Origin of the sequence: Hymenobacter sp. IS2118 (genome assembly GCF_000715495.1) — a bacterium.
GTDB lineage: Bacteria > Bacteroidota > Bacteroidia > Cytophagales > Hymenobacteraceae > Hymenobacter.
The window spans coordinates 1-20,782 of record NZ_JNLX01000093.1 but is presented as its reverse complement, the minus strand read 5'-3'; the positions used below and the strand labels follow the sequence as shown (position 1 = coordinate 20,782).

The 20,782-nt window shown below is 57.3% G+C and carries 17 protein-coding genes; 9 read left to right on the top strand and 8 right to left on the bottom strand.

The genetic code is table 11. The features are described 5' to 3' along the window. Positions 1-7 precede the first annotated feature (7 nt). On the bottom strand, positions 8-1,069 hold the full coding sequence (locus tag GM79_RS08365; RefSeq protein ID WP_035562095.1) for a transposase: 1,062 nt from the start codon (positions 1,067-1,069) through the stop codon (positions 8-10). Positions 1,070-1,144: 75 nt separating this feature from the next. Between GM79_RS08365 and GM79_RS08360 the strand changes: the two genes are divergently transcribed. Continuing rightward, on the top strand, positions 1,145-2,725 hold the full coding sequence (locus tag GM79_RS08360) for a T9SS type A sorting domain-containing protein (RefSeq protein ID WP_081867634.1): 1,581 nt from the start codon (positions 1,145-1,147) through the stop codon (positions 2,723-2,725). 77 nt (positions 2,726-2,802) lie between these two features. Here the strand turns inward: GM79_RS08360 and GM79_RS08355 are convergent, their stop codons facing one another. After that, entirely contained in the window at positions 2,803-5,268 is a 2,466-nt protein-coding gene (locus GM79_RS08355) for a prolyl oligopeptidase family serine peptidase (protein WP_035562151.1), read from the bottom strand. A gap of 265 nt (positions 5,269-5,533) precedes the next feature. Between GM79_RS08355 and GM79_RS08350 the strand changes: the two genes are divergently transcribed. Together GM79_RS08350 and GM79_RS26255 are read left to right on the top strand one after the other, a co-directional pair. Continuing rightward, on the top strand, positions 5,534-5,893 hold the full coding sequence (locus GM79_RS08350) for a winged helix-turn-helix domain-containing protein (RefSeq protein WP_035562148.1): 360 nt from the start codon (positions 5,534-5,536) through the stop codon (positions 5,891-5,893). Between the two features lie 104 nt (positions 5,894-5,997). Beyond that, positions 5,998-8,604 carry a TonB-dependent receptor gene (locus GM79_RS26255; RefSeq protein WP_262489441.1) on the top strand — a complete coding sequence of 869 codons (2,607 nt, stop codon included), beginning with the start codon at positions 5,998-6,000 and terminating at the stop codon, positions 8,602-8,604. Positions 8,605-8,724: 120 nt separating this feature from the next. Here GM79_RS26255 and GM79_RS26325 read toward each other — a convergent pair whose 3' ends face one another. Together GM79_RS26325 and GM79_RS08335 are read right to left on the bottom strand one after the other, a co-directional pair. Then, positions 8,725-10,308: an OmpA family protein gene (locus GM79_RS26325; RefSeq protein WP_081867633.1), complete on the bottom strand. Its 1,584-nt coding sequence runs from the start codon at positions 10,306-10,308 to the stop codon at positions 8,725-8,727. A gap of 168 nt (positions 10,309-10,476) precedes the next feature. Continuing rightward, a complete protein-coding gene (locus GM79_RS08335) occupies positions 10,477-11,193 on the bottom strand; it encodes a pirin family protein (protein ID WP_035562144.1) in 717 nt (238 codons plus the stop codon). Between the two features lie 124 nt (positions 11,194-11,317). On the opposite strand from GM79_RS08335, the gene GM79_RS08330 reads away from it, so the two are divergent. Then, positions 11,318-11,665: a winged helix-turn-helix transcriptional regulator gene (locus GM79_RS08330; RefSeq protein ID WP_035562141.1), complete on the top strand. Its 348-nt coding sequence runs from the start codon at positions 11,318-11,320 to the stop codon at positions 11,663-11,665. Positions 11,666-11,847: 182 nt separating this feature from the next. Here GM79_RS08330 and GM79_RS24760 read toward each other — a convergent pair whose 3' ends face one another. From GM79_RS24760 to nuoK, 4 genes are all read right to left on the bottom strand, one after another. Continuing rightward, entirely contained in the window at positions 11,848-13,026 is a 1,179-nt protein-coding gene (locus tag GM79_RS24760) for a hypothetical protein (protein ID WP_152559904.1), read from the bottom strand. 244 nt (positions 13,027-13,270) lie between these two features. Then, entirely contained in the window at positions 13,271-14,320 is a 1,050-nt protein-coding gene (locus GM79_RS23710) for an acyltransferase family protein (RefSeq protein ID WP_072008572.1), read from the bottom strand. 43 nt (positions 14,321-14,363) lie between these two features. After that, a complete protein-coding gene (gene nuoL / locus GM79_RS08315) occupies positions 14,364-16,343 on the bottom strand; it encodes an NADH-quinone oxidoreductase subunit L (RefSeq protein WP_051718670.1) in 1,980 nt (659 codons plus the stop codon). Between the two features lie 112 nt (positions 16,344-16,455). Next, complete coding sequence (gene nuoK, locus GM79_RS08310; RefSeq protein WP_035562135.1) at positions 16,456-16,788, bottom strand: NADH-quinone oxidoreductase subunit NuoK; 333 nt, start codon at positions 16,786-16,788, stop codon at positions 16,456-16,458. Between the two features lie 223 nt (positions 16,789-17,011). On the opposite strand from nuoK, the gene GM79_RS08305 reads away from it, so the two are divergent. From GM79_RS08305 to GM79_RS08285, 5 genes are all read left to right on the top strand, one after another. Beyond that, on the top strand, positions 17,012-17,614 hold the full coding sequence (locus GM79_RS08305) for an RNA polymerase sigma factor (protein ID WP_051718673.1): 603 nt from the start codon (positions 17,012-17,014) through the stop codon (positions 17,612-17,614). A gap of 95 nt (positions 17,615-17,709) precedes the next feature. Beyond that, the gene (locus tag GM79_RS22865; protein WP_051718669.1) at positions 17,710-18,087 is read left to right on the top strand and encodes a hypothetical protein; all 378 of its coding nucleotides are present in this window, start codon (positions 17,710-17,712) and stop codon (positions 18,085-18,087) included. A 114-nt stretch (positions 18,088-18,201) separates the two neighbouring features. Next, entirely contained in the window at positions 18,202-18,456 is a 255-nt protein-coding gene (locus tag GM79_RS08295; protein WP_035562130.1) for an autorepressor SdpR family transcription factor, read from the top strand. A gap of 30 nt (positions 18,457-18,486) precedes the next feature. Next, positions 18,487-19,152, top strand: a complete 666-nt coding sequence (locus tag GM79_RS08290; protein WP_035562127.1) for an SdpI family protein — start codon at positions 18,487-18,489, stop codon at positions 19,150-19,152. Positions 19,153-19,341: 189 nt separating this feature from the next. Continuing rightward, positions 19,342-20,782, top strand: a 1,441-nt coding sequence (locus GM79_RS08285; protein WP_035561561.1) for an IS4 family transposase, incomplete at its 3' end; no start/stop codon positions are given.

The window sequence follows — 20,782 nt, the reverse complement described above, 5'->3', positions numbered from 1 at the left end:
ACTGATGTTACGCAGCCATTTTGGTTAACGCGTAGTGCATGGCTTTGAGTCCGCGCAAATAAAGTTGGGCTTTGAGGCGAAAATGACCAATGCCTAATTGTCGGGTTATCTTCTCTAACTTGATGTAGGCCAGGATGGAAGAAAAGAAATGATTGGCCTGCGTATCGATGGTTTTCGTAGGCGACTTGCCCATCGACGTGTTTTGCTTGAGCGATTTGTGGTACTCCTCGATTTTCCACCTTTTCTGGTAGATTACCGTCACTTGTTCCCCGGTCAAATTCGTATCGCTGCTCACCAGATATAACACGCCCTGCGAACCGTCCTTATTTGTAAAGACTTGCCGGACCACGAGCACCGCCTCCACGACGCTCCGTAGCCAGACGCGCAAGGGCTGCCCATCCGGGAAAGCCAGCGTATCAAGGGCCTGGAATTCCCCATTGCCGCGCCCCACTTCGCTCAGGGCCACGGTGCGCGAGGTGGGCAGGGCAAAAATAAAGTCGTGGCCCAACGCGCGCACCTGGTTCATGTTCTCAGCCGAGGCATACCAGCTGTCGGCCAGCAGGTAGCCGTAGGCCACTTGCTCTTGGGCCACGCGCAACATGGCGCGGAGCATCTCGTTTTTCGTCAGCGGGCTTTTCTGACTCACTTTCTGGGTTTTAGGGTCGGTTACGGCCTGCGTTTTCTCCACCAGCTCCACGGCAATCGGCACGGCGAGCGAACCGGCCACATAGAGCAGGCTCACGAAATTGAGCCCCTTCACGTACCGCCCCAGGCTATGGTCGTAATGGGTACAGAGCAGGGCATTGGCATCGGTGTGGGCCTTCTCCAAAATAGAATCATCGACGATAAGAACAGCAAAATCGGCTGCTTCCAACGTCCGCTCGGTTTGCCGAATCAGCGGTTTGGCATGGCCCCAGACCTGGCGTGAATCCAAGTGTACGCTGCTGAGCCAGCGCGTCACCTGGTCGTGACTAAGCTGCCCATCGAACAGGCGTGAGAGGCCCGTAGCCGAAGTTTGGCCCGTCGAGCTGATGAGATAATCCGTGTACAAATCCAGGGTGCAGGCCATCGAAAACGGTAGTTAGAACGGAAAAATACTGCGTAACATCAGTTTTTAATTCCACTTTAAAATTTTCGAAACAGCATGAATACGTCCCTCACGACCAGAGTCTCCTGCGTTTTTAGATTTTTGGTAATTCAATTAACTGCAGCACTACTATTCGTAAGCTTGAGTTCGGCTCAGGTTATAGCAACGGCAGATTTGTTTGGAAATTCGTACGCCGCGTTCGAGCAAATGCGCTCAACGAAAGGTGTTTACCTGGACCGGCTTCGGTTTGATGGCAATAAAACGGGCATTCCGGTTTCAGTTTCCAATTCCGGCATGGGCATGGTTGCGCTGTGCATTGCCGCGCAAAAAGGCTGGATTACCGATGCCGATGCCAAAGCCAAGATTACCCAAACCCTGAATACGCTAATGAACAAGACTTCCGGGTTTCGACTGGACCGAAATGCGTCGGGATTTCCCCGGCATTTTGTGGACCCCGTTTCGGGTGCCAACGCTAGTTCGGAGTACAGCACCGTAGATGCCGCCCTGATGGTGTGCGGGGCAATGTTCGCCAAAAAAAAATATTCCACGGATGCCAATATTGTCCGGTTGGCCGATGCCATGTACAACTCCGTTAATTGGTCGAAAGCCATCGCGAATGCCAGCACGGGCACTATTTACCTGGAAATGGACCAGGCCGGCAATGGCATACCGGGCGCGGTCGTAAACTCCTGGTCAGAATACATGCTGGTCGCTTATTTCGCTTATCGGGCGGCTAACGGGGCCAATAATGCCTCTGCTCAGCTATGGAATAAATTCTACACCAATCCAAATAGTGCGGATGTTACCAAAAGGGTTTATTTCACCGAAGCCCTATTGTCGGATGGCACGTTTCTTTCGCACTTCATTACCCAATTCTGCTACTATTTAAATACCACTTTTATCAACAGCCCCGCCTACGGCACGTACCTGACCAATGCCAAAAACGCGGATAAACTATGGTTTTCAAAATCAGGCCCGCGGGCCAGCTACGAGTGGGGCCTAGGCGCCGGAGCGTCGAACCTGCCGGGTGGTTACCACGCCGACCGGATTGATGAAAACAGCACCCGCATTGTTTCTCCCCACATTATCGCAGGATTTCGGCCGGTAAATTCGGGCTCAATCACCGACCTGACCAATATGTCGGTCAACGTACCGAGAAGCATCTACACGCTGCCCGGCACTACCCGCCGAATCCTATGGCGCTACAGCCTGACCGACCCTAATTGGAGAGCGCAGGACCTGCAAGGCGTAGATTTTGCCACCATGTTGTTCGGGCTGGCGGCTAATAACCTCGGAACAAGCTTCTTCAAAAACTACAATAATTTCAACATCGGGACTTTCAACTTCGTAGCGGCGGCCAGACCTGCCCTCCTGCCAACAAAAGAGGAAAATAGCAGCCGAAAAGTTTCCGTCTACCCCACCGTTACTTCTGACTTCGTCTATGTAGACGGCACCGGTATTGAATCATCTAATGGCAACATAAGGCTGGGCAATATCGCAGGGCAATTAGTTTATTCCTCCGCCATCGATACGAAGGCCGTGCAAACAATTAACGTATCGGAACTACGCGCCGGATTGTACTTTTTACACGTCACATCTGATAGCGGAAACAGCGTTTCTAAAATAATTGTAAAATAGATAACCGCTGTTTCGCAGCCCTGACGCAAACCTCACCTGGGGAAAGTTTTGCGTCAGGGCTGCGAAACAGCGGTTAGTTAGTTTGCCGGCGCGGGCGCAGGAGCTTTCACGTACTTTTCCAGCCAAGCGTTGGTTTCCCAGAGCACGTGGAGCAGGTTTTCGCGGGCGGCGTAGCCGTGTGATTCGGCGGGCAGCACCACGTAGCGGGCGGTGGCGCCCTGGCCCTTCAGCGCGGCGTAGTACCGCTCGCTCTGGATGGGGTAAGTACCGGTGTTGTTGTCGGCCTCACCGTGGATGAGCAGAATGGGCGTCTTGATTTTGTCGGCGTAGTTGAACGGCGACATGGCGTTGTACACCTCCTGCGCCTGCCAGTAGTTGCGCTCCTCGCCCTGGAAGCCGTAGGGCGTGAGCGTGCGGTTGTAGGCGCCGCTGCGGGCAATGCCGGCCTTGAACAAGTTGGAATGCGTGAGCAGGTTGGCCGTCATAAACGCGCCGTAGCTGTGGCCCATTACGCCCACGCGCTTGGGGTCGACCACGCCCAGGCGGGCACCTTCGTCGATGGCCGCTTTGGCGCTGCTCACCAGCTGCTCGATGTAGGTATCGTTGGGGTCTTTGGTGCCTTCGCCCACAATCGGCACGCTGGCATTGGCGAGCACCGCGTAGCCCTGCGTAACCCAGAATACTGGCGAGCCGCCATTGAGGCGCGTGAACGTGAACGGCGAACCGGTGACCTGGCCGGCCGTGCTTTTATCCTTGAATTCGAGCGGGTAAGCCGACATGAGCATGGGCAGCGGGCCGTCGGACTTCTTGTAGTTTGGGGGCAGGTAGAGGTCGGCCGTGAGGTCCACGCCGTCGGCGCGCTTGTACTTCAGCACCTGCTTGGGGAAGCTGCCGCCAAAGGCCGCGTACGGGTTCGGGAACTTGGTCACGGCCGTCAGCTTGTCCTTTTTGGTGGCGTCACGCAGGTAGTAGTTCGGCGATTGGGTGAGCGACTCGCGGCGCGTGAGCAGCTGCCGCTTCTTGCCGCTGGCATCCACAATGGCCACGGGCACTTCGTACACCGGTGCCTGCGACCGCCACCAGCGGGCGGTTTTCTTGGTAATCAAATCCATTTCGTCCACAAACGGCCGGTCGCCCTCGGGCGAGGCGCCGTTGCCCATCAGGTAGATGGTCTGGCCCAGGGCGCCGCCCGTGAGCAGCACCGACTTGCCCTGGGCGTTGCGGTGCTCGTAAGGTGTGCCAGGGTCGTTGTACTTGTCTTCCGACGAGCCGTCGAAGAGCACGCTGAGCGGCGCGTCGGGCTTGCTGGGGTTCAGCTGCCAGGTGGTCTGGCGGCGGTCGGCCCAGCGGTAGCCTTCGACCAGGGCCAGCTGACCAGTGCCCCAGCTCAGGCCACCAAAGCGCATGGGCAGGGCCGCCAGCAGCTCCGGCGCCCCCGTGAAGGGCGCTACGATGGTGAATACCTTGTCGCGGATATCGGCTTTCGTTTTGGGGTTGCCGCCGTCCTGGGCTTCCACGTAGCTGATGGTGGCGGGCACGTCGGCGCGCCAGGTGTGGTTGCGCGGGCCGGTGGCGGCGGCGTCGTTGCCAATGGGCACGGCATCGGCCAGGGGCAGGTCGGCCAGGGTGCGTACCGGGGCACCGCTGGCCAGGTCCAGCACGTCGATGCGCTGCGGAAACCGGCTGATGGGCAGCGTGTAGGCATAAGGCCGGTGGCGGGTGCGGACCAGCACGTACTTGCCATCAGGCGAAGGCGAGGCGGTTTGAATAATACCGGGCTGGCCCAAGGGCTGGGCGGCGCCGTCGGCCAGGCTCACCTTCACCAGCTGCGACGTAGCAAAGTAGTCAAACTGCCGCTCGTCGGCGGGGTTTTTCAGCAAATCCTGGTAGGTGGGGGCGGCAGTTTTTTTGCCGCCGCCGCTCTCCTGCACGGCCGGGCCGCTGGGCACGGCGTCGGCCGCCGGGGCAGCGCCGCGGCCCGCGGGCACGGTGCAGGCCACAATGGTTTTGCTATCCGACACCCAATCGAAGGCGTTGCCGAAGGCGTCATTCAGAGGCGTGGCCAATAGGCGGCGGGCGGTGGCGCCGGCCACATCGGCCACCCACAGCTCCACGCGGCCGTTGGTACCGGAGCCGGGCGTGGTGAGGGCGAAGGCCATAGTTTTATTGTCGGGCGACCAGCTCACGCTGCTGATGCGGGCCTGGGCCGGCAGACCCTTTACGTCGATTTCGGCCCCGTTGGGCAGGGTTTTGAGCTTGATACCCACCGCGTAGCTCACGCGGCTCTGGCCGTTGGTGCGCGGGTTCACGCGCAGGCCGGCCAGGCGCAGCTCGGGCTGCGACAGCTCGGCGATGGTGGGAAAGTCCTGCACTTGCAGCAGCGCCATCACCCTGCCGTCGGACGACAGGCTGACCCGCGACGTGGGCGGCGCCAGCAGCAGGTCCTGCAGGGCCTTGGGCGGGGTTTGGTACTGGAATTCCTGCGCTTGCGCCCCGGCTACGGTGGCTAGCAGCAAGCTGGCGGAGAGAACTAGTTTTTTCATACGCGGCGATGAGAAGAGTACCCACAAATTCGGCGGCTGCCGATACCGAAAGGTAACAACGGCGACTGGTGCGGGTGGTATAAGTTTTGGGCGGGCAGGCGAGTTGCTCACACCAGCGCCTCTCCCCTATTCAGTAGGTACTGACGCCCCCTATCGCCAAGGGTTGCAAATGCCAGAGCGCCGCAGCGCCGCTCGCAATGCATGCCCCCAGCGTAACAGCGGCGGCTGGTTGCGTTACCGGCTTGCCTTCCTTCATCTTTGCTCCATGAAAACGCTGCTCCTACCCACCAAAACCTACCGCCTCAACGGCCGCCTCTGGCTCGAAACCGAGGACGGCCGTTTCCTGGGCATCGGCCGAGTAGAGCTGCTGGAGCACATCGCCGCGCTGGGTTCTATCTCGAAAGCGGCCCAGGCCATGGGCATGTCCTACAAGCGCGCCTGGGACCTGGTGAGCTCCCTGAACGCGCAGGCCGCCACGCCGCTGGTGACCACCCAAACCGGTGGCACCCGCGGCGGCGGCGCAGTAGTAACGGACGCCGGCCACGAAGCCATTGCTTCGTTTCAGGCCCTACAAGCGCGTTTTCAGGCGTTTATGGCTGCCGAAACAAATCAAATCCAAGCATAGAACGCACACCGCATGCCGTTATATCTTTGCAAATATAACGGCTGCTTTTGATGACACCTTCTCTACTCCGCACAAGCTGTACCCTGGCATTTTCCGGCTTGCTGATGGCCACGTTGCGCGCGGCTGGCCAAACTGGCCCACCCGCGGATACTACTCGCCAAAACGTGGGCCTTACCGAAGTAGTGGTGTCGGCCTCACGGGTTGAGGAGAGCTTCTTACGGTCGCCGGTGACGGTGGAAAAGCTCAACCCGCGGGCCTTGCGCCTCACGCCCGCGCCGTCGTTTTTTGATGCCATCGAGCACCTCAAGGGCGTGCAGGTGATTACGCCCAGCCTAGCCTTTAAAGTCATTAATGCCCGGGGCTTCGCCAACACCACCAACGTGCGCTTTGCCCAGCTCGTGGATGGCGTGGACAACCAGGCGCCGCACATTGGTGCGCCCATCGGCAACGTGCTGGGGCCAAGCGACCTGGACATCAATGCGGTGGAGATTGTGCCCGGCACGGCCTCGGCGCTCTACGGGCTGAACGCCATCAACGGGCTGGCGAATTTCCGAACCAAGAATCCGTTTAATTCGGAAGGCTTGAGCGTGCGCCAGCAGACCGGCCTCAACCACCTCAACGACCCAAACGTGAAGACGTTTGGGTCCGGCGGCTCTGCCGAAAACCTGTATTCCGAAACCAGCCTGCGCTACGCCAAGGTGCTGTGGGCCGATAAGCTGGCCTTTAAGATTAACGGCACCTACCTGCGCGCCTCCGACTGGGTGGCCAACGACCAGACCGACCTGTTTGCCCAGGGCAATGCCACTACCGGGCTACTCGGGGCCGACAACCCGGCCCGCGACCCTACCAACAGCTACGGCAACGAGTCGTCGGACCGCAGCACGCTCACGCTTGGCGGGCGGCAGTACGTGGTGGCCCGCACCGGCTACCTGGAGCGCGACCTGGTGGATTACACCATCCGCAGCCTGCGGGCCGATGGAGCGCTGCACTACCGCTTCCGGCCCGGCACGGAGCTGGCCTACACCTACCGCGTGGCCGGTTTCGACAACGTGTACCAGCGCTCGAACCGCTTCGGGCTGCGGGACTACCGCCTGCAGCAGCACGCCCTCACCCTCACCACGCCCGTGGTGCAGGCCCGCGCCTACTTCACCCGCGAAAACACCGGCCAGAGCTACAACCTGCGCTCGATGGGCGAGAACCTGGAGCGCAGCTTCAAGCCCGATGCCCGCTGGAATGCCGACTACACCGGCGCCTGGAACGCCGCCGTAGCCGCCGGCCAGCCCATTGCACAAGCCCACGCCAGCGCCCGCACCGCCGCCGACGCCGGCCGCCTGCAGCCCGGCACCGAGGCCTTTAACCAACGCCTGAGCGAGCTGCAGGGCATCAACAACTGGGACGTGGGCGCGGCCCTGCGCGTGCGGGCCAGTCTGCTCCACGGCGAGGCCCAAGTAAACGTGGCCGAGGCCCTGCGCCGCCGGGGCACCCGCGTGCCGGCCCAATTTGACCTGCTGGCCGGGGCCGACCACCGCACCTATATCGTGGTGCCCGATGGCAACTACTTCATCAACCCCGAGCCCGGCCAGGACCCACTCGCCGACAACCTGACCTACTCCAAAACCGGTGGTTTCCTGCAGGCCGGCGGCCGGTTTTTTACCGAAAAGCTGCGCCTCACCGCCACTGTGCGCGTGGACAAAAACGATTATTTCGACGTGAAATTCAACCCGCGCTTCACGGCCGTTTTATCGCCCACGCAGCGGCAAAACTTCCGCCTGAGCTACCAGAGCGGCTACCGTTTCGCGAGCCTGTTTGAGGGTTTTTCCAACGTGAACAGCGGGCAGGTGAAGCGCATTGGCGGGCTGCGGGTAATGTCGGACGGCGTGTTTGAGAACAGCTACCTGCGCACCAGCATCGACGCCTTTAATACAGCCGTGACGGCCGCCATCAACGCCAACACCTCGGCCCAAACCGCCACCGAGAAGCGCCAGCAGGCCATTGCCCAAAACCAGAGCCGGCTGGTGAAAAACCCCTACACCTATCTTAACCCCGAGTACATCCGCTCGGTGGAAATGGGTTACAAAGCGGCTTTCGGGCCCGGTGGCCGGCTAGTGGCCGACGTGGATTTCTACTATAATTCCTACCGCGACTTCATTGCCCAAGTCGAAGCCTACGTACCAGTCACGGCTACCGGCACGCCCATCACCACGGCCGACCTTAATACCGTGGCCACCACGCTCAACGCCCGCGCCGGCCAGGCCCGTTACCGCCTCTGGACCAACTCCCGGAGCCAGGTGCGCAACTACGGCGGCACGGCCGGCCTGCGCTACGAATTAGCCAGCGGCTACTTGGCTGGCGCCAACGCCACCTACACCCGCCTGGCCCGCACCGAATCCGGCGACGGCCTCGAAGACGGCTTCAACACCCCGCGCTGGGCCTACAACCTGAGCGCCGGCAACGAAAACGTGTACCAGCACTTCGGCTTCGGCCTGAACTACCGCTGGCAGCAGGGCTACTATTCCCAAACCTTCCTGGTGAATGGCACGGTACCCGCCTACCACACCCTCGATGCACAGGTGAGCTACGCCGTGCCCAAAGCTGACTTACGCTTCAAGTTGGGCGCCAACAACGTACTCAACAACTACTACACGACTTACCTCGGCGGCCCCAGCGTGGGCGGCTTGTACTACCTGGCAGTGACGTACCAGGTGCTTTAGCTTCAAGCGTAGCGCTGCCCCTTAGGGCTCACTGCCCGCGACCCTCATCCAAACGCAAAAAAGGCCCGCTCTCATCGAGAACGGGCCTTTTTCTTACTTAGCGCTTACCGCGCGGGCGTCTTACTTACGCTTGGCCGGAGCCTTGCGCACGGGTGCCTTTTTCACGGCTGCCTTACGGGTTGGTACCACTTTGCCTTCCGACTTAATCTCCTGGATGGTCGGGGCAGGGCCGTACTTCGCTTCGGCAGCGTTGGTTTCGCCGGTGAGGAAGGGGTCGAAGTCCACGCGGCGGTTCATGGCCTGGCCTGCGGCCGTCGCGTTGTCGGCGATGGGCTTGGTTTCGCCATAGCCACGGGCCTCAATGCGCTCCGAAGGAATGCCTTTGCTCAGCATGTAGGCACGGGCCGAAGCGGCACGCTCATAGCTCAGACCCAAGTTGAAGTTATCGGCGCCTTTGCTGTCGGTATGGCCGGCGATGCTCAGGCTGTAGTCTGGATACTCGTTCAGAATCTGCACCATCTGGTCCAGCTTCGAGTACGACGAAGGCTTCAAAGTAGCCTTGTTAAAATCGAAGTTGATGTACTTCGTGGCTTCGTTCAGAACCTTCTTAGCCTCGGCTTTAATCTCGGGGCAGCCTTTGTTGCTGGCGGGGCCGGCACGGTCGGGGCAACGGTCCTGGAAGTCGGGCACACCGTCACCGTCGCGGTCGAGTGGGCAGCCATTTGCATCTACCGATACACCGGCGGGGGTGTCGGGGCACTTGTCGTTCTGGTCAATCACACCGTCGTTGTCGGCATCAGGGCAACCGCCCAATGCGGCTTTGCCGGGGGTGTCGGGGCACTTGTCTTCGCTGTCGCGCACGCCATCGCCATCACGGTCGGGGCAGCCTTCGAGGGCGGCCAAGCCTTTCTCGTCGGGGCATTTGTCCTGGTAGTCCGGAACACCGTCGCCGTCCTTATCGAGCGGGCAACCGTTAGGGTCCACGGCCACACCGGCGGGGGTACCGGGGCATTTATCTTTCTTGTCGGATACACCATCCTTGTCCTCATCCTTCATCTGCCCGAGGGCAAAAGTCAGGCCGGCCGTATGCTGCAGGAAACGGTCATCAATGCGGTTGTCATCGCGCACCAGGTCACCATCGATGTTGCCACCAAAGGGAATATGCTGCCCGGTCTGAATGAAAAGACCGATGCCGTCGCTGAGGCGGAAGTTGATACCAGCAGCGCCAAACAGGTCGAAATTAGTTGCGTTTTCATCTGTATTAGCACCCCGATACCGCGATTCCCGGCTGAAATAGGCCAGGCCGGGAGCAATTGTCAGGTAGGGCTGAATAACAGCATCTTCCTTGATGGCCCAGCCGTTGTTCAACTTGAACTTGAATGCCAGGTTACCGTGCACCACATTGGTGCTGAAGTTGTTGGCCGGATTACCAGCCTGACTGCCTTTCAGCTCCACGTAGCCCAGGCCCAGGCCCAGGTCGATGCCGCTGGTCAGGTAGCGGTTGAAGGAGATGCCGGGGCCGCCGTTGGTGCTGCTACGGTCCCAGAAATTGGAGCCGTAGTTGCCTTTGTACTGGTAGCCGCTGCCATAGAGGCTGATAGCGGTTTTTTTATCAGGGGTTTGGGCCTGGGCTTGCGGGGCAGCCATACCAAGCATTACCGCACCCAACGCGAGGCCGCGCAGGAGTTGAGATTTTGGATACATAATCAGGGGTTGTGTGAAAGAGGAGGAAGAATCCGTTGCTGGCCATCAAGACCAGCCGCGCATGTGCTGCTATACCCCTACTACCCAAAAAAGTTGCTCCAACGAGGCAAACCGCCCGGCAAGTGCCATTTTACGACTACCAGCCGTTAGGCTTACCATGTGCAGTTATCAGCCCAACATGGGTACTTCCATTAGCAGAAGCCGCGCCATTGCAGTTGCTTCAATATCGAGCTTATCAACCTCCCACAGCCCAAATCCGTCGCGACGGTGCAGTTCCTGGCCATTGATAGTCACATCACCTTCCAGCACGAAGGCATACACGCCGTTGCCGGCCAGTTTGAGCGCATACTCCAGGCTTACCCCAGCATCCATATCGGCCAGGTGAAACCAGGCATCCTGGTGAATCCAGACGCCGGCATCGTCGGGCGAAGGAGACAGCACCTGTTGGAATTTATTGTGCCGGTCTTCGGCCAGAAAGCTTTCCTGGGCGTAGCGCGGGGCCACGTTGCGCTCCTTCGGAAACACCCAAATTTGCAGGAACTTCACTTCCTTGTCACGGTTGTGGTTTTTTTCGCTGTGGGCCAAGCCCGTGCCGGCACTCATCACCTGCACGTCGCCCTGACGGATGATGGCCTGGCGGCCCGTGGTATCCTGGTGCTCCAGGTCGCCGGACAGCGGGATGGAGATGATTTCCATGTTGTCGTGCGGGTGCTTGTTGAAGCCTATACCGCCGGCCACAGTATCGTCGTTCAGCACGCGCAGCACGCCGAAGTGCATGCGCTCGGGGTCGTGGTAGCCCGCAAAGCTAAAGGTGTGGTAAGAATTGAGCCAACCGTGGTTGGCGTGCCCGCGGGTTTCGGCGCGGTGCAGAACAGATTGAGCCATGAGGCAGTGATTTAGATTGAGTACCGCTCAAAGGTCTGCCCTTAAGTATACTTTTGCAAGTAGTTACACCAATGTATACTAGGAACAGAGTTGTAATTATCACTCACCATCAGTTAGTTAAAATATGCCCATTCACAAAGAAAAGCCGGTACTAGACTGTCCCTTCCGCGAAACGCTGGACGTGCTGGAGGGAAAATGGAAATTTGCCATCATCCACAGCCTGCTGCACCACGGCACCCTGCGCTTCAAAAACCTGGAACGCGACGTAGCCGGCATCACGTCACGCATGCTCATCAAGGAACTCAAGTTGCTACAAGTCCACGGCATCGTGCTACGCCGCCCCTACCCCACCGTACCGCCCACCGTGGAATACAGCCTCACGGAATGCGGCCGCTCCCTGGAACCCGTAATTGAAGCCATCCAAGCCTGGGGCGTACAGAACCGAGCTGCACTGGCCGCAAAAATCAACTAAGAGAACTCACCTTAGCAAAAAAGTCCTGTTAAGCGATAATAGCAGATACGAATACCATTCCTTTTGCCAGACTAATTTTACTGACTCACAAAAGTTAAGAAGCAATCTTAATTAAGAAATTCCTGTAATCCTGCGTTACAGTTGACTGCGCATGAAACTATCCAAGGCTCCGCTAAAATGTTTTATTTTTTCAGATATTTTTTGGCAAAATCGATAACTTTCCTTTTAGCTAAATAATTTTTTCTGCGACTTACGAATGCTTTAACAGCATCCGCTAAATCATCACGGTTCATTTTCTTAAAGATTGGATATAAGTCCTGGTAGCATATTTCGGCATATTTACTCCCTATCGATATGGTTTTAAGCATCCCTGGCTCAATGTCCTTTACGGGAAACACGGCAGTATCCTGAAGTTTATTCAATGCGTAAAGTTGAAACATGGTTCTAACACACTTTTCACATTTACCGCAATTCAATACGCCATCATTTGCAACACAAACGCGAATATTATTCAGCCCAAGATTCCAATTAGCTACAATTTCGGTTTTCTCAAGCCGTGATAACTCAGCTCCATCATGATGAACATTTAGGTATTGGCTGCTGAAGTTGTTATCTAGAACTGGGTGAGAACCCCAAGGTTGCATATTTGCAATATCATAAGAAGAACCTATGTAAATAGAATTTATTTTATTACTCAAAAATAACCCCACCGCAGCTAAAGCAGCACCATGCGATTTAGTCATCCAAAAGCTTATGTCATCGTTTAAATGACGAATATTGGTGTAGACTGGAATCAAGTTTATGTCCGACCCACGCGCAATATTTCCAAGAGCCCGAAGTGCAATTTCAAATTGCTCCTCATGGTTTTTTTCATGCTCCCGGCCAGCGATATCAAATCCAAATACCATTACCCCATCTTTAATTCGCTGTGGATGGCCTTCAGGAAAATCTAATTGATTTAAGCGTAATGTAGATAAAGAATCGATTCCACCAGATAAAAATGATGCCGCATGGCGCTCTTCGCTTAATTCATAACTAGTTTTTATCTGGCTTTGAATCTCAGGAATGGCAGTACCAGGCTTATACCAATACGCAAGCCAACTCATGTTATACAAAAGCCCTTTTTTCAAAACTGGGCAAATTTCTCCAGCTATTTTAATCCTCTTTTCCCCAGCAAAGAAGGCGGGAATAATAGCGCCAGCCAGGAAGCAATCATATGACTCATATAAATGGCCAGAATACGCCGCCGGCACATCAAAATAAAAAAGCTGCGTTTCTGATTTACTAGTTTCCCAAGTAATAGAAGCTGATAGCCGTTTTAGATTGCCGCGGTCACTTAGCTGTAGGTCCTGGATAATCATTTGTAAAAATCTTTAAATTAGGCTTTACCGGCAATGTAAGAATGAAAGCTAATTAATTTCAGCCTCTTACCTGGAGTTATTCAAAATTCGGCATTAGAATCAGCACCAAGCCGATTATCATTAAAATCAAATTTGTTTTTACGACGCTAGTTTACGCATCGCATAGCAGGTCGCTTTCTCACCTAAAGAAATAGGAAGGAGGATGGCTTTGTTATGGTGCGAGTAAACCACCATTGAAAATTAATCAGATTTTATTTTTAGTAAGTACTTGTTTGAGAAATTGGGCAAAAGGCTTTTCAATGTGTGTTGCGAAAAAATAGGCCATTAGCGAGAAGAAGAATATCAAGCCTGCCAAAAGCAAGTATTTATCTACGTAGTCGCTAAAGACTTGAAATAACACAAACCCTATGTACGCATGCAGCAGATACAACGGGTATGTAAGACTGCCAAGTGTAGCAGCCCAGTTACCTTTGAATTGCGAGAATTTACCTAATGCCACCAATGTAAAGACGCCGAAAAACAGCGTAACAACACCAATCATGATTAGTGCAGAAAGCTCAGTGCCTGAATTCGCTTCGCGCACTAATATCCCCTTACATGCTACACCATAAGTTGCAAGCAAAAGCATGCCATGCCGGAGAGAGATTAAATTACGTTGCTTAATTAGATAAAACACTATTCCTGCTATGAAAAACACTCCATAATCAGGAAATAAAATTGCCCCTATATACTTAATCTTGAAACCAAAAAGAAATACAGCTATGTATGCCAACCAAACTGCGCACAGCAGCTCTATTCGCTTAAATTGGTTAAATATCAAAAGCAATACGATGAGAAAGTAAAATTTCAACTCGTAAGTCAGTGTCCAGTACACACCATCTATATTACGAATGGAAAAAAACTCTTGTAACATCGTCATATTTATAGCATATTGTTTAAAAGTTGGGGTAACTAATGTACTAGGAACATAAAGCGTAATAAGAAAAGTAATTGTACAGGCCAGCCAAAAAGCAGGGTAAAGTCGTGTTATACGAGAAACAATAAACTGGCGCGCAGAACGTCCATCAGCTGACAAAGAAATCACGAAGCCACTGATAATAAAAAATAATTCCACACCTAGAAATCCATATCTTGCGATTTCTTTTAAACCAGGATACGTTATCGGAATGCTGCCTCCTTTCTGCCCATTGTATGTGTAGTGAAACAATACGACTGCCAAAGCAGCAATAAAGCGTAGCAGGTCTATTTCAAGTAAGCGGCCTTGTGTTTTCTTTGCTACTATTGGGGCATTCATATCTTGTATTGCTGTAGTAAATTAGCTATTGTGGGTTTCATCGCTAAAACCGCCCGAAATTCAACGCTAAAATCAGCACGATACCGACCACCATCAAAATCAGATACGTCTCTACGGCACCGGTTTGGACGTAGCGCAGCAGGGTGCCGCCGCCGTTCACGGCACGACCAAACACGCCCACCACGGGGTTGATGATGCCGTTTTCCACGAACTTATAGAGGCCGTTGGACAGCGCCATGATGGGCCGCGTGAACACGGCGTTGTACAGCTCGTCGATGTAGTACTTGTGGTACACCAGGCTTTCGGGTCCCGAGCGCTGGGCCTCGTCCTCGGCGGGACGCTGGGCGCGGGCTACGTAGAACACGTAGGCAAACGCGATACCACCCAGCGCTACCAGCACTGATGCGGCGATGAGCATCAATTCGGTGTTGTGCGGTAACTCGGCCGCGAAAGCCTCTGGGTTCAGGCGTTGCGAGTACGTGAAAATCGGGGCCAAATAGTCGGCCAAGTAGGCTTTTTGCAGGAGCAAGGGCGCGTTCATGAAGCCGCCCACCGCCGCCAGGATAGCCAAGATGATGAGCGGAAACGTCATGCTGGCCGGCGACTCGTGCAAGTGCTTGCGCTGCTCCTCGGTACCGCGGAACTCGCCGAAGAAAGCCAGGAACAGCAGGCGGAACATGTAGAAAGCCGTGAGGAAAGCCGTGAGCAGGCCCATGGCCCACAATGCTTTGTTGTGCACGAAGGCGTGTTCGAGAATTTCGTCTTTGGAGAAAAAGCCCGAGAACGGCGGGATGCCCGAAATGGCCAGACAGCCAATGAGGAACGTGAAGAAGGTGATGGGCAGCGCCTTGCGCAAACCGCCCATGCGGCGTAGGTCCTGCTCGTTGCTCATGGCGTGAATGACGGAGCCGGCCCCGAGGAACATCAGTGCCTTAAAAAACGCGTGGGTGAGGACGTGAAACAGCGAGGTGCTGTAGCCCATCACGCCCAGGGCCAGGAACATATAGCCGAGCTGCGACACCGTGGAATAAGCCAGCACTTTCTTAATATCGTTCTGGGCCAGGCCGATGGTGGCGGCAAATAGGGCTGTGGCCGCGCCCACAATAGCCACGACTTCTAAGGTGTCGGGCGCCAGCGTGAACAGCACGTTGGCCCGCAGCACCATGTAGATGCCGGCCGTAACCATGGTAGCGGCGTGAATCAGGGCTGAAACCGGCGTGGGACCGGCCATGGCGTCGGGCAGCCAAGTGTAGAGCGGCAGCTGGGCCGACTTGCCCATGGCACCCACAAACAGCAGCAGCGTAATGGCCGTGACCACGCCCGTGCCCACTTGCAGGGTGCTGGCTTTCTGGAATACTTCGGCGTACTGCACCGAATCGAAGGTGAGGTAAATCAGGAAGATGCCGAGCAGGAAACCCAGGTCGCCGATGCGGTTGATGATGAATGCTTTCTTAGCGGCGTTGTTGTAGGCCGTGTTCTTATTCCAGAAGCCGATGAGCAGGTACGAGCACAAACCCACGCCTTCCCAGCCAATGAAGAGAATGACGAAGTTGGCGCCCATTACCAGCAGCAGCATGCTGAATATGAACAAGTTAAGAAAGCTGAAAAACTTGCCCACGTTCTCGTCGTGGTGCATGTAACCGATGCTATAGACGTGGATGAGGAAGCCCACGCCCGTCACGAGCAGCAGCATTATCAGGCTGAGCTGGTCGATTTGGTACTGAAAGGGAATTTGCATCGAACCCACCGAAATCCAGTCGAACAGCTGCACGGTGTAGGCCGCGTGGATGCCGGTGCCCGGCAGGGCAAACTCGGGTGCCGGGTGCAGGAATTCCCAGAACAACAGCGCCGAAATCAGAAACGAACCCAGCACGGTGGCGCTACCAATGAAGCCGGCAACGCTGGCGGAGAGTTTTCTATTGAGCAATCCATTTAGCAAAAATCCCAGGAAGGGCAGCAGTGGAATCAGGACGTAGAGCAACGTGGAATACGGAGCGCTGGCAACGGGGAGAACGGTTTCCATTGATGAATGGGAAAATGGGGAAATGGTGCAATAGTGAGGCGGTAAACTGGTGATTTGAGGCGCTGCTGAAGCAGTCAAAACATCAAAATCACTGGTTCGCTATTTCACCATATCACCACTTGAGGCGGCTGAGCAGGTTAACGTCGGTGGTCTGGAAGTTGCGGTAAATCATAACGATGATGCCCAGGCCCACGGCGACTTCGGCGGCAGCTACGGCCATGATGAAGAACACGAAAATCTGTCCGTTGGGGTCGGCGCGGTAGGCCGAAAAAGCCGTGAGCAGAATATTCACCGCGTTGAGCATCAGCTCCACACACATGAAAATAATGATGGCATTGCGCCGCACCAGCACGCCCGTGACGCCGATGGCAAACAAGGCCGAGGCAAAGAAAACGTAGTACTGCAGCGGAACGGTGCGGATTACTTCGGGAATGGTTTGGTCCATGCGTATTAAGGGCCGGCGGCGGGACAGTGCAGCCGGCCGGCCGGCAAAGGTATCCTTGAAAAAGGAAAAAGCTGGTCCAAATTTGTTTAAGCGTGGGCGCTGCGAGTCCGCGCGTGGGTGGAATACTTCGGCTCGCTCAAGCCCGGGCCCATAGGGTTCAGGACACGAAAAAGAATTAAAGTAAATTCGACGGGCCCACGTCTGCGGGGTTAGAATGGAAATCATGGCTCTCTCGCTCCCCTCCTCCCTTGCCCCGATGACGGCCACCCAGCAAGACCGGCAGATTGCCGACGCCGTGCGCCAGCAGCGGCCCCGACTGCTGCAGTTCATCCGCCGCCGCATTCCCGACGAAGCCGAGGCCGAAGACCTCCTGCAGGACGTTTTTGCCGAGCTCGTGGAAAGCTACCGGCTGCTCAAGCCCGTGGAACAGGCCGCGGCCTGGCTGTTTCGGGTGGCGCGCAATCGCATCACCGACCTCTATCGCCGCAAGCGCCCCGTGCGCCTGGAAGAAGCCTTCGGGGCAGCCGAGGCCTCCGACGATGGCGAAGGCCTGCTGCTGGCCGACCTGCTGCCCGCGCCCGACGACTCGCCCGAAAACCGCCTGCTGCGCGAAACCCTTATGGAAGCCCTCTCGGAGGCACTGGCCGAATTGCCGGCCGCTCAGCGCCAGGTGTTTGTGTGGCACGAGCTGGAGGACAAGACGTTCAAGGAGATGGAAGCCGAAACCGGCGTACCGCTCAAAACCCTGATTTCGCGCAAGCACTACGCCGTGCTGCACCTGCGCAAACGGCTGCAGAAACTGTACACCGAATTATTCACCGACTAAGTAACTAGTGGTTAGTGATTAATTCCAATCAGAATGACCCGTTTCAATCATTGACCACTAATCGTTAACCACTAACTGTTAATTACTCCCTAATTATGGACCGTAAATTCTGGCTGCTGCGCGGCCTCCGATTTGTTCTCTTTGCGGCGCTGTTTCTTGTTGTTATTGGCTTCGTTACCCAGGCGCTCTGGAACTGGCTGATGCCCTCACTATTCCAGTTGCCGGCTATCACGCTGGCCCAAACCTATGGCCTGCTGCTGCTGAGCCGTATTTTGTTCGGCTTTAAGTATGGCGGACGGGTTGGCGGCTGGGCGGGCAAGCGCCGCGAGTGGCAGCAGCGCATGGCCGGCCGCATGGAACACCTGAGCCCCGAGGCCCGCGAGAAATTCCGCCAGCAGATGCGTACCAAATGCAGCATGACCTGGGGCCAGCCCGCCGCCCCGGCCGAAACGCCGGTGCAACCCTTGGCCTAGGCGGATTTCACGGCCCGGGCCCGAAAATAATTACCCGCGCGGCTCCTTTTTTGGGGGCCGCGCTTTTTTATTTCAAATTTATTTAGACATTTGTCTAAACATTGAAACGTCTGCATGAATGCCCTCTTCAAAGCGCTGAACGACCCCACCCGCCGGGCCATTCTGGAGCGGCTGCGCAATGGCCCGGCCAGTGCCGGGGCCATCGCCGAGCAGTTCCAGTTTTCCGCCCCTACCATTAGCCACCACCTCGACCTGCTCCGACAAGCCGAGCTGGTAACCAGCCAAAAGCAAGGCCAGTTCGTGGTGTACACCCTCAACATGACCGTTTTTGACGAGCTGATGGGCTGGCTGATTCAATTCAAATCCTAAGCTTCTGCATACCTCAACTACTTTTTTCCCATGAAAAAGAATCTGCTTCCCTGGCAACTCCTGACCCTGGCCGCCCTAGTGCTGCCCCTGCTCTACCTGGCTTACGCGTGGCCCGCGCTGCCCGCGCAGGTACCCACGCACTTCGACGCTGCCGGCACTGCCAACGGCTACACCAGCCGCGGCAACCTGTGGCTGCTCACGTTTGGCTTGCCCGTGGGCGTTGCGGTCCTGCTCAGCGTGCTGCCGCAGCTCGACCCCAAGCGACGCTTCGACAACAGCACGGTAAACTTCCAGAAGCTGCGCCTGGCCCTGGTAGCTTTCGTCAGCAGCATTGGCGGCTATATTGTCTACGCGGCCCTGCATCCGGCCGCGGGCGCCGAGCGGGTGGTACTGGTGTTGGTGGGGCTATTTTTCGCATTTTTAGGCAACTACCTGACCACCGTGCAGCCCAACTATTTTGTGGGAATCCGCACGCCCTGGACGCTGGAATTCCCCCTGGTGTGGGCCCAAACGCACCGGGTTGGCGGCCGCGTTTTCGTGGGAGCCGGCTTGCTGCTGGCTGCGCTGGCGCTGCTGGTACCCTTGGAATTCATGAAAATTGTGACGCTGGTGCTCCTCATCGGAACGGTTGCTTTTTGCTATGGCTACTCCTTTTGGTTATTTCGGCGCCAAGCGAAGCCACAGGAAACGGCGTAGCGGAAGCGCGGTTGTGCTCACCCGCGCTCAGGCGTTAACTTCACCCCAGTTCTGGCTCAATAAATTGCACAACATGAAAAGGCCCCGACCATAGCTGGTCTTGTCCTTACCCACATCTTTGAAAAGCGCCGGCCAACAGGTCGGCGCTTTTTTGTGGGTTCTTGCGGGGCCGGCTTAGTAGCTTGCGAGATGAGTATTTCGACGCATTTCTGCGACCCGCAGCTGTGGGCGCAGACGCATTTTGGGGGCACGGTGTTGGGCGATGCCCGCCGCAGCCGACGGGTGGTGCAGTTGGCCGCCGGTTGGGCCCGGCAGCCGGGGGCCACCATTCCGCAGTTGGGGACCGGCCAGGCGGGGGCCAGTAAAGCGGCGTATCGCTTGCTGGGCGGTGCAAGGGCCACGCCCGAGGCGCTGCAGGGGGCGCATCAGGCCGTGGTTCGCCAAGCGCTACAGGAGCCGGGCACCTACCTGCTGGTCGAAGACACGAGCGAACTGAGCTGGCCCGAAGCCGACGAGCGCCGGCCCGGCCTGGGGCCGGTCGGGCCGGGCAAGGCCACGAGCCAGGGCGTACTGCTGCACTCGTTGGTGGCCGCCGGCTGGCCGGTGCAGGACCCCGACCCGGCCGCCAAACGGCCCGCCCTGCCGCTGCTGGGCCTGTTGGACCAGCAGTTTCACGTCCGTCAACCGGTGCCGGAGGCCGAAAAAGACCATCTCCACGGCGGCTCGCGCCTGCGCCAGGGCCGGGTCCGCGAATCGGCGCTCTGGTCCCGGAGCTTGCGCAACGTGGGCAGCCCGCCACCGGACGCGCGCTGGGTGGTGGTGGCCGACCGCGGGGCCGACATCTACGAGCACCTGCAGCAGTGCCGGGCCCAGGGCCTGGGCTTCGTGGTGCGCGCCGCCCAGGACCGGGCCCTGGTGGCCGGCGCCGACAAAGCGCCCGCCGGGCGGCTCTTCGCCGTGGCGCGGGCCCAGCCCTCGGCGGGCCAGTTGACCCTGGCCTTGCGTGGCCGGCCGGGCCAGCCGGCCCGCGAAGTGCTGCTCCAGGTCAGTTTCAGCCCCCCGCTGGCCCTGCGTGCGCCCCAGCGACCGGGCGCGGCGACGGGCAAAGGGGACCCGGTTCCCTGCGCCCTGGTACGGGTCTGGGAAGCCGCCCAAGTCGGGGACACAGGCCCGGCCACGCCCGCCCTGGAATGGCTGCTGCTCTGCGACCAACCCATCACGGATTTTGCCCAGGCCCACGCCTGCGCCCGGCAGTACGTGAGCCGCTGGCTCATCGAGGACTTTCACAAAGCCCTGAAAACGGGCCTGGGGGCCGAAAAGCTCCAGCTCCAAACCGCTGACCGTCTTTTTGCCGCCGTCGCCCTGCTCAGCGTGGTCGCATTGGCGCTAGTGGATATGCGCGAAAAAAGTCGCCTCCAACCCGACTTGCCGGCGACGGCAGCGGGGCTGGAAGCGACTTTTTTACAGGTCCTCACGCTGCGCAGTTCACGACCCGTGCAGACTGTGCGCGACGTGTATTATGCCTTGGCTGGCCTGGGCGGCCACCTGGGCCGCAAAGGCGACGGACCACCTGGCTGGCAAACCCTCTGGCGCGGCCTGATGAGCCTGCGCTTACTCGTCGAAGGCGTCC

Excerpts from the sequence above, each read along its gene's own strand:
- GM79_RS08365 (WP_035562095.1), bottom strand. The coding sequence starts at position 1,069 with ATGGCCTGCACCCTGGATTTGTACACGGATTATCTCATCAGCTCGACG.
- GM79_RS08360 (WP_081867634.1), top strand. The coding sequence starts at position 1,145 with ATGAATACGTCCCTCACGACCAGAGTCTCCTGCGTTTTTAGATTTTTG.
- GM79_RS08355 (WP_035562151.1), bottom strand. The coding sequence starts at position 5,268 with ATGAAAAAACTAGTTCTCTCCGCCAGCTTGCTGCTAGCCACCGTAGCC.
- GM79_RS08350 (WP_035562148.1), top strand. The coding sequence starts at position 5,534 with ATGAAAACGCTGCTCCTACCCACCAAAACCTACCGCCTCAACGGCCGC.
- GM79_RS26255 (WP_262489441.1), top strand. The coding sequence starts at position 5,998 with ATGGCCACGTTGCGCGCGGCTGGCCAAACTGGCCCACCCGCGGATACT.
- GM79_RS26325 (WP_081867633.1), bottom strand. The coding sequence starts at position 10,308 with ATGTATCCAAAATCTCAACTCCTGCGCGGCCTCGCGTTGGGTGCGGTA.
- GM79_RS08335 (WP_035562144.1), bottom strand. The coding sequence starts at position 11,193 with ATGGCTCAATCTGTTCTGCACCGCGCCGAAACCCGCGGGCACGCCAAC.
- GM79_RS08330 (WP_035562141.1), top strand. The coding sequence starts at position 11,318 with ATGCCCATTCACAAAGAAAAGCCGGTACTAGACTGTCCCTTCCGCGAA.
- GM79_RS24760 (WP_152559904.1), bottom strand. The coding sequence starts at position 13,026 with ATGATTATCCAGGACCTACAGCTAAGTGACCGCGGCAATCTAAAACGG.
- GM79_RS23710 (WP_072008572.1), bottom strand. The coding sequence starts at position 14,320 with ATGAATGCCCCAATAGTAGCAAAGAAAACACAAGGCCGCTTACTTGAA.
- nuoL (WP_051718670.1), bottom strand. The coding sequence starts at position 16,343 with ATGGAAACCGTTCTCCCCGTTGCCAGCGCTCCGTATTCCACGTTGCTC.
- nuoK (WP_035562135.1), bottom strand. The coding sequence starts at position 16,788 with ATGGACCAAACCATTCCCGAAGTAATCCGCACCGTTCCGCTGCAGTAC.
- GM79_RS08305 (WP_051718673.1), top strand. The coding sequence starts at position 17,012 with ATGGCTCTCTCGCTCCCCTCCTCCCTTGCCCCGATGACGGCCACCCAG.
- GM79_RS22865 (WP_051718669.1), top strand. The coding sequence starts at position 17,710 with ATGGACCGTAAATTCTGGCTGCTGCGCGGCCTCCGATTTGTTCTCTTT.
- GM79_RS08295 (WP_035562130.1), top strand. The coding sequence starts at position 18,202 with ATGAATGCCCTCTTCAAAGCGCTGAACGACCCCACCCGCCGGGCCATT.
- GM79_RS08290 (WP_035562127.1), top strand. The coding sequence starts at position 18,487 with ATGAAAAAGAATCTGCTTCCCTGGCAACTCCTGACCCTGGCCGCCCTA.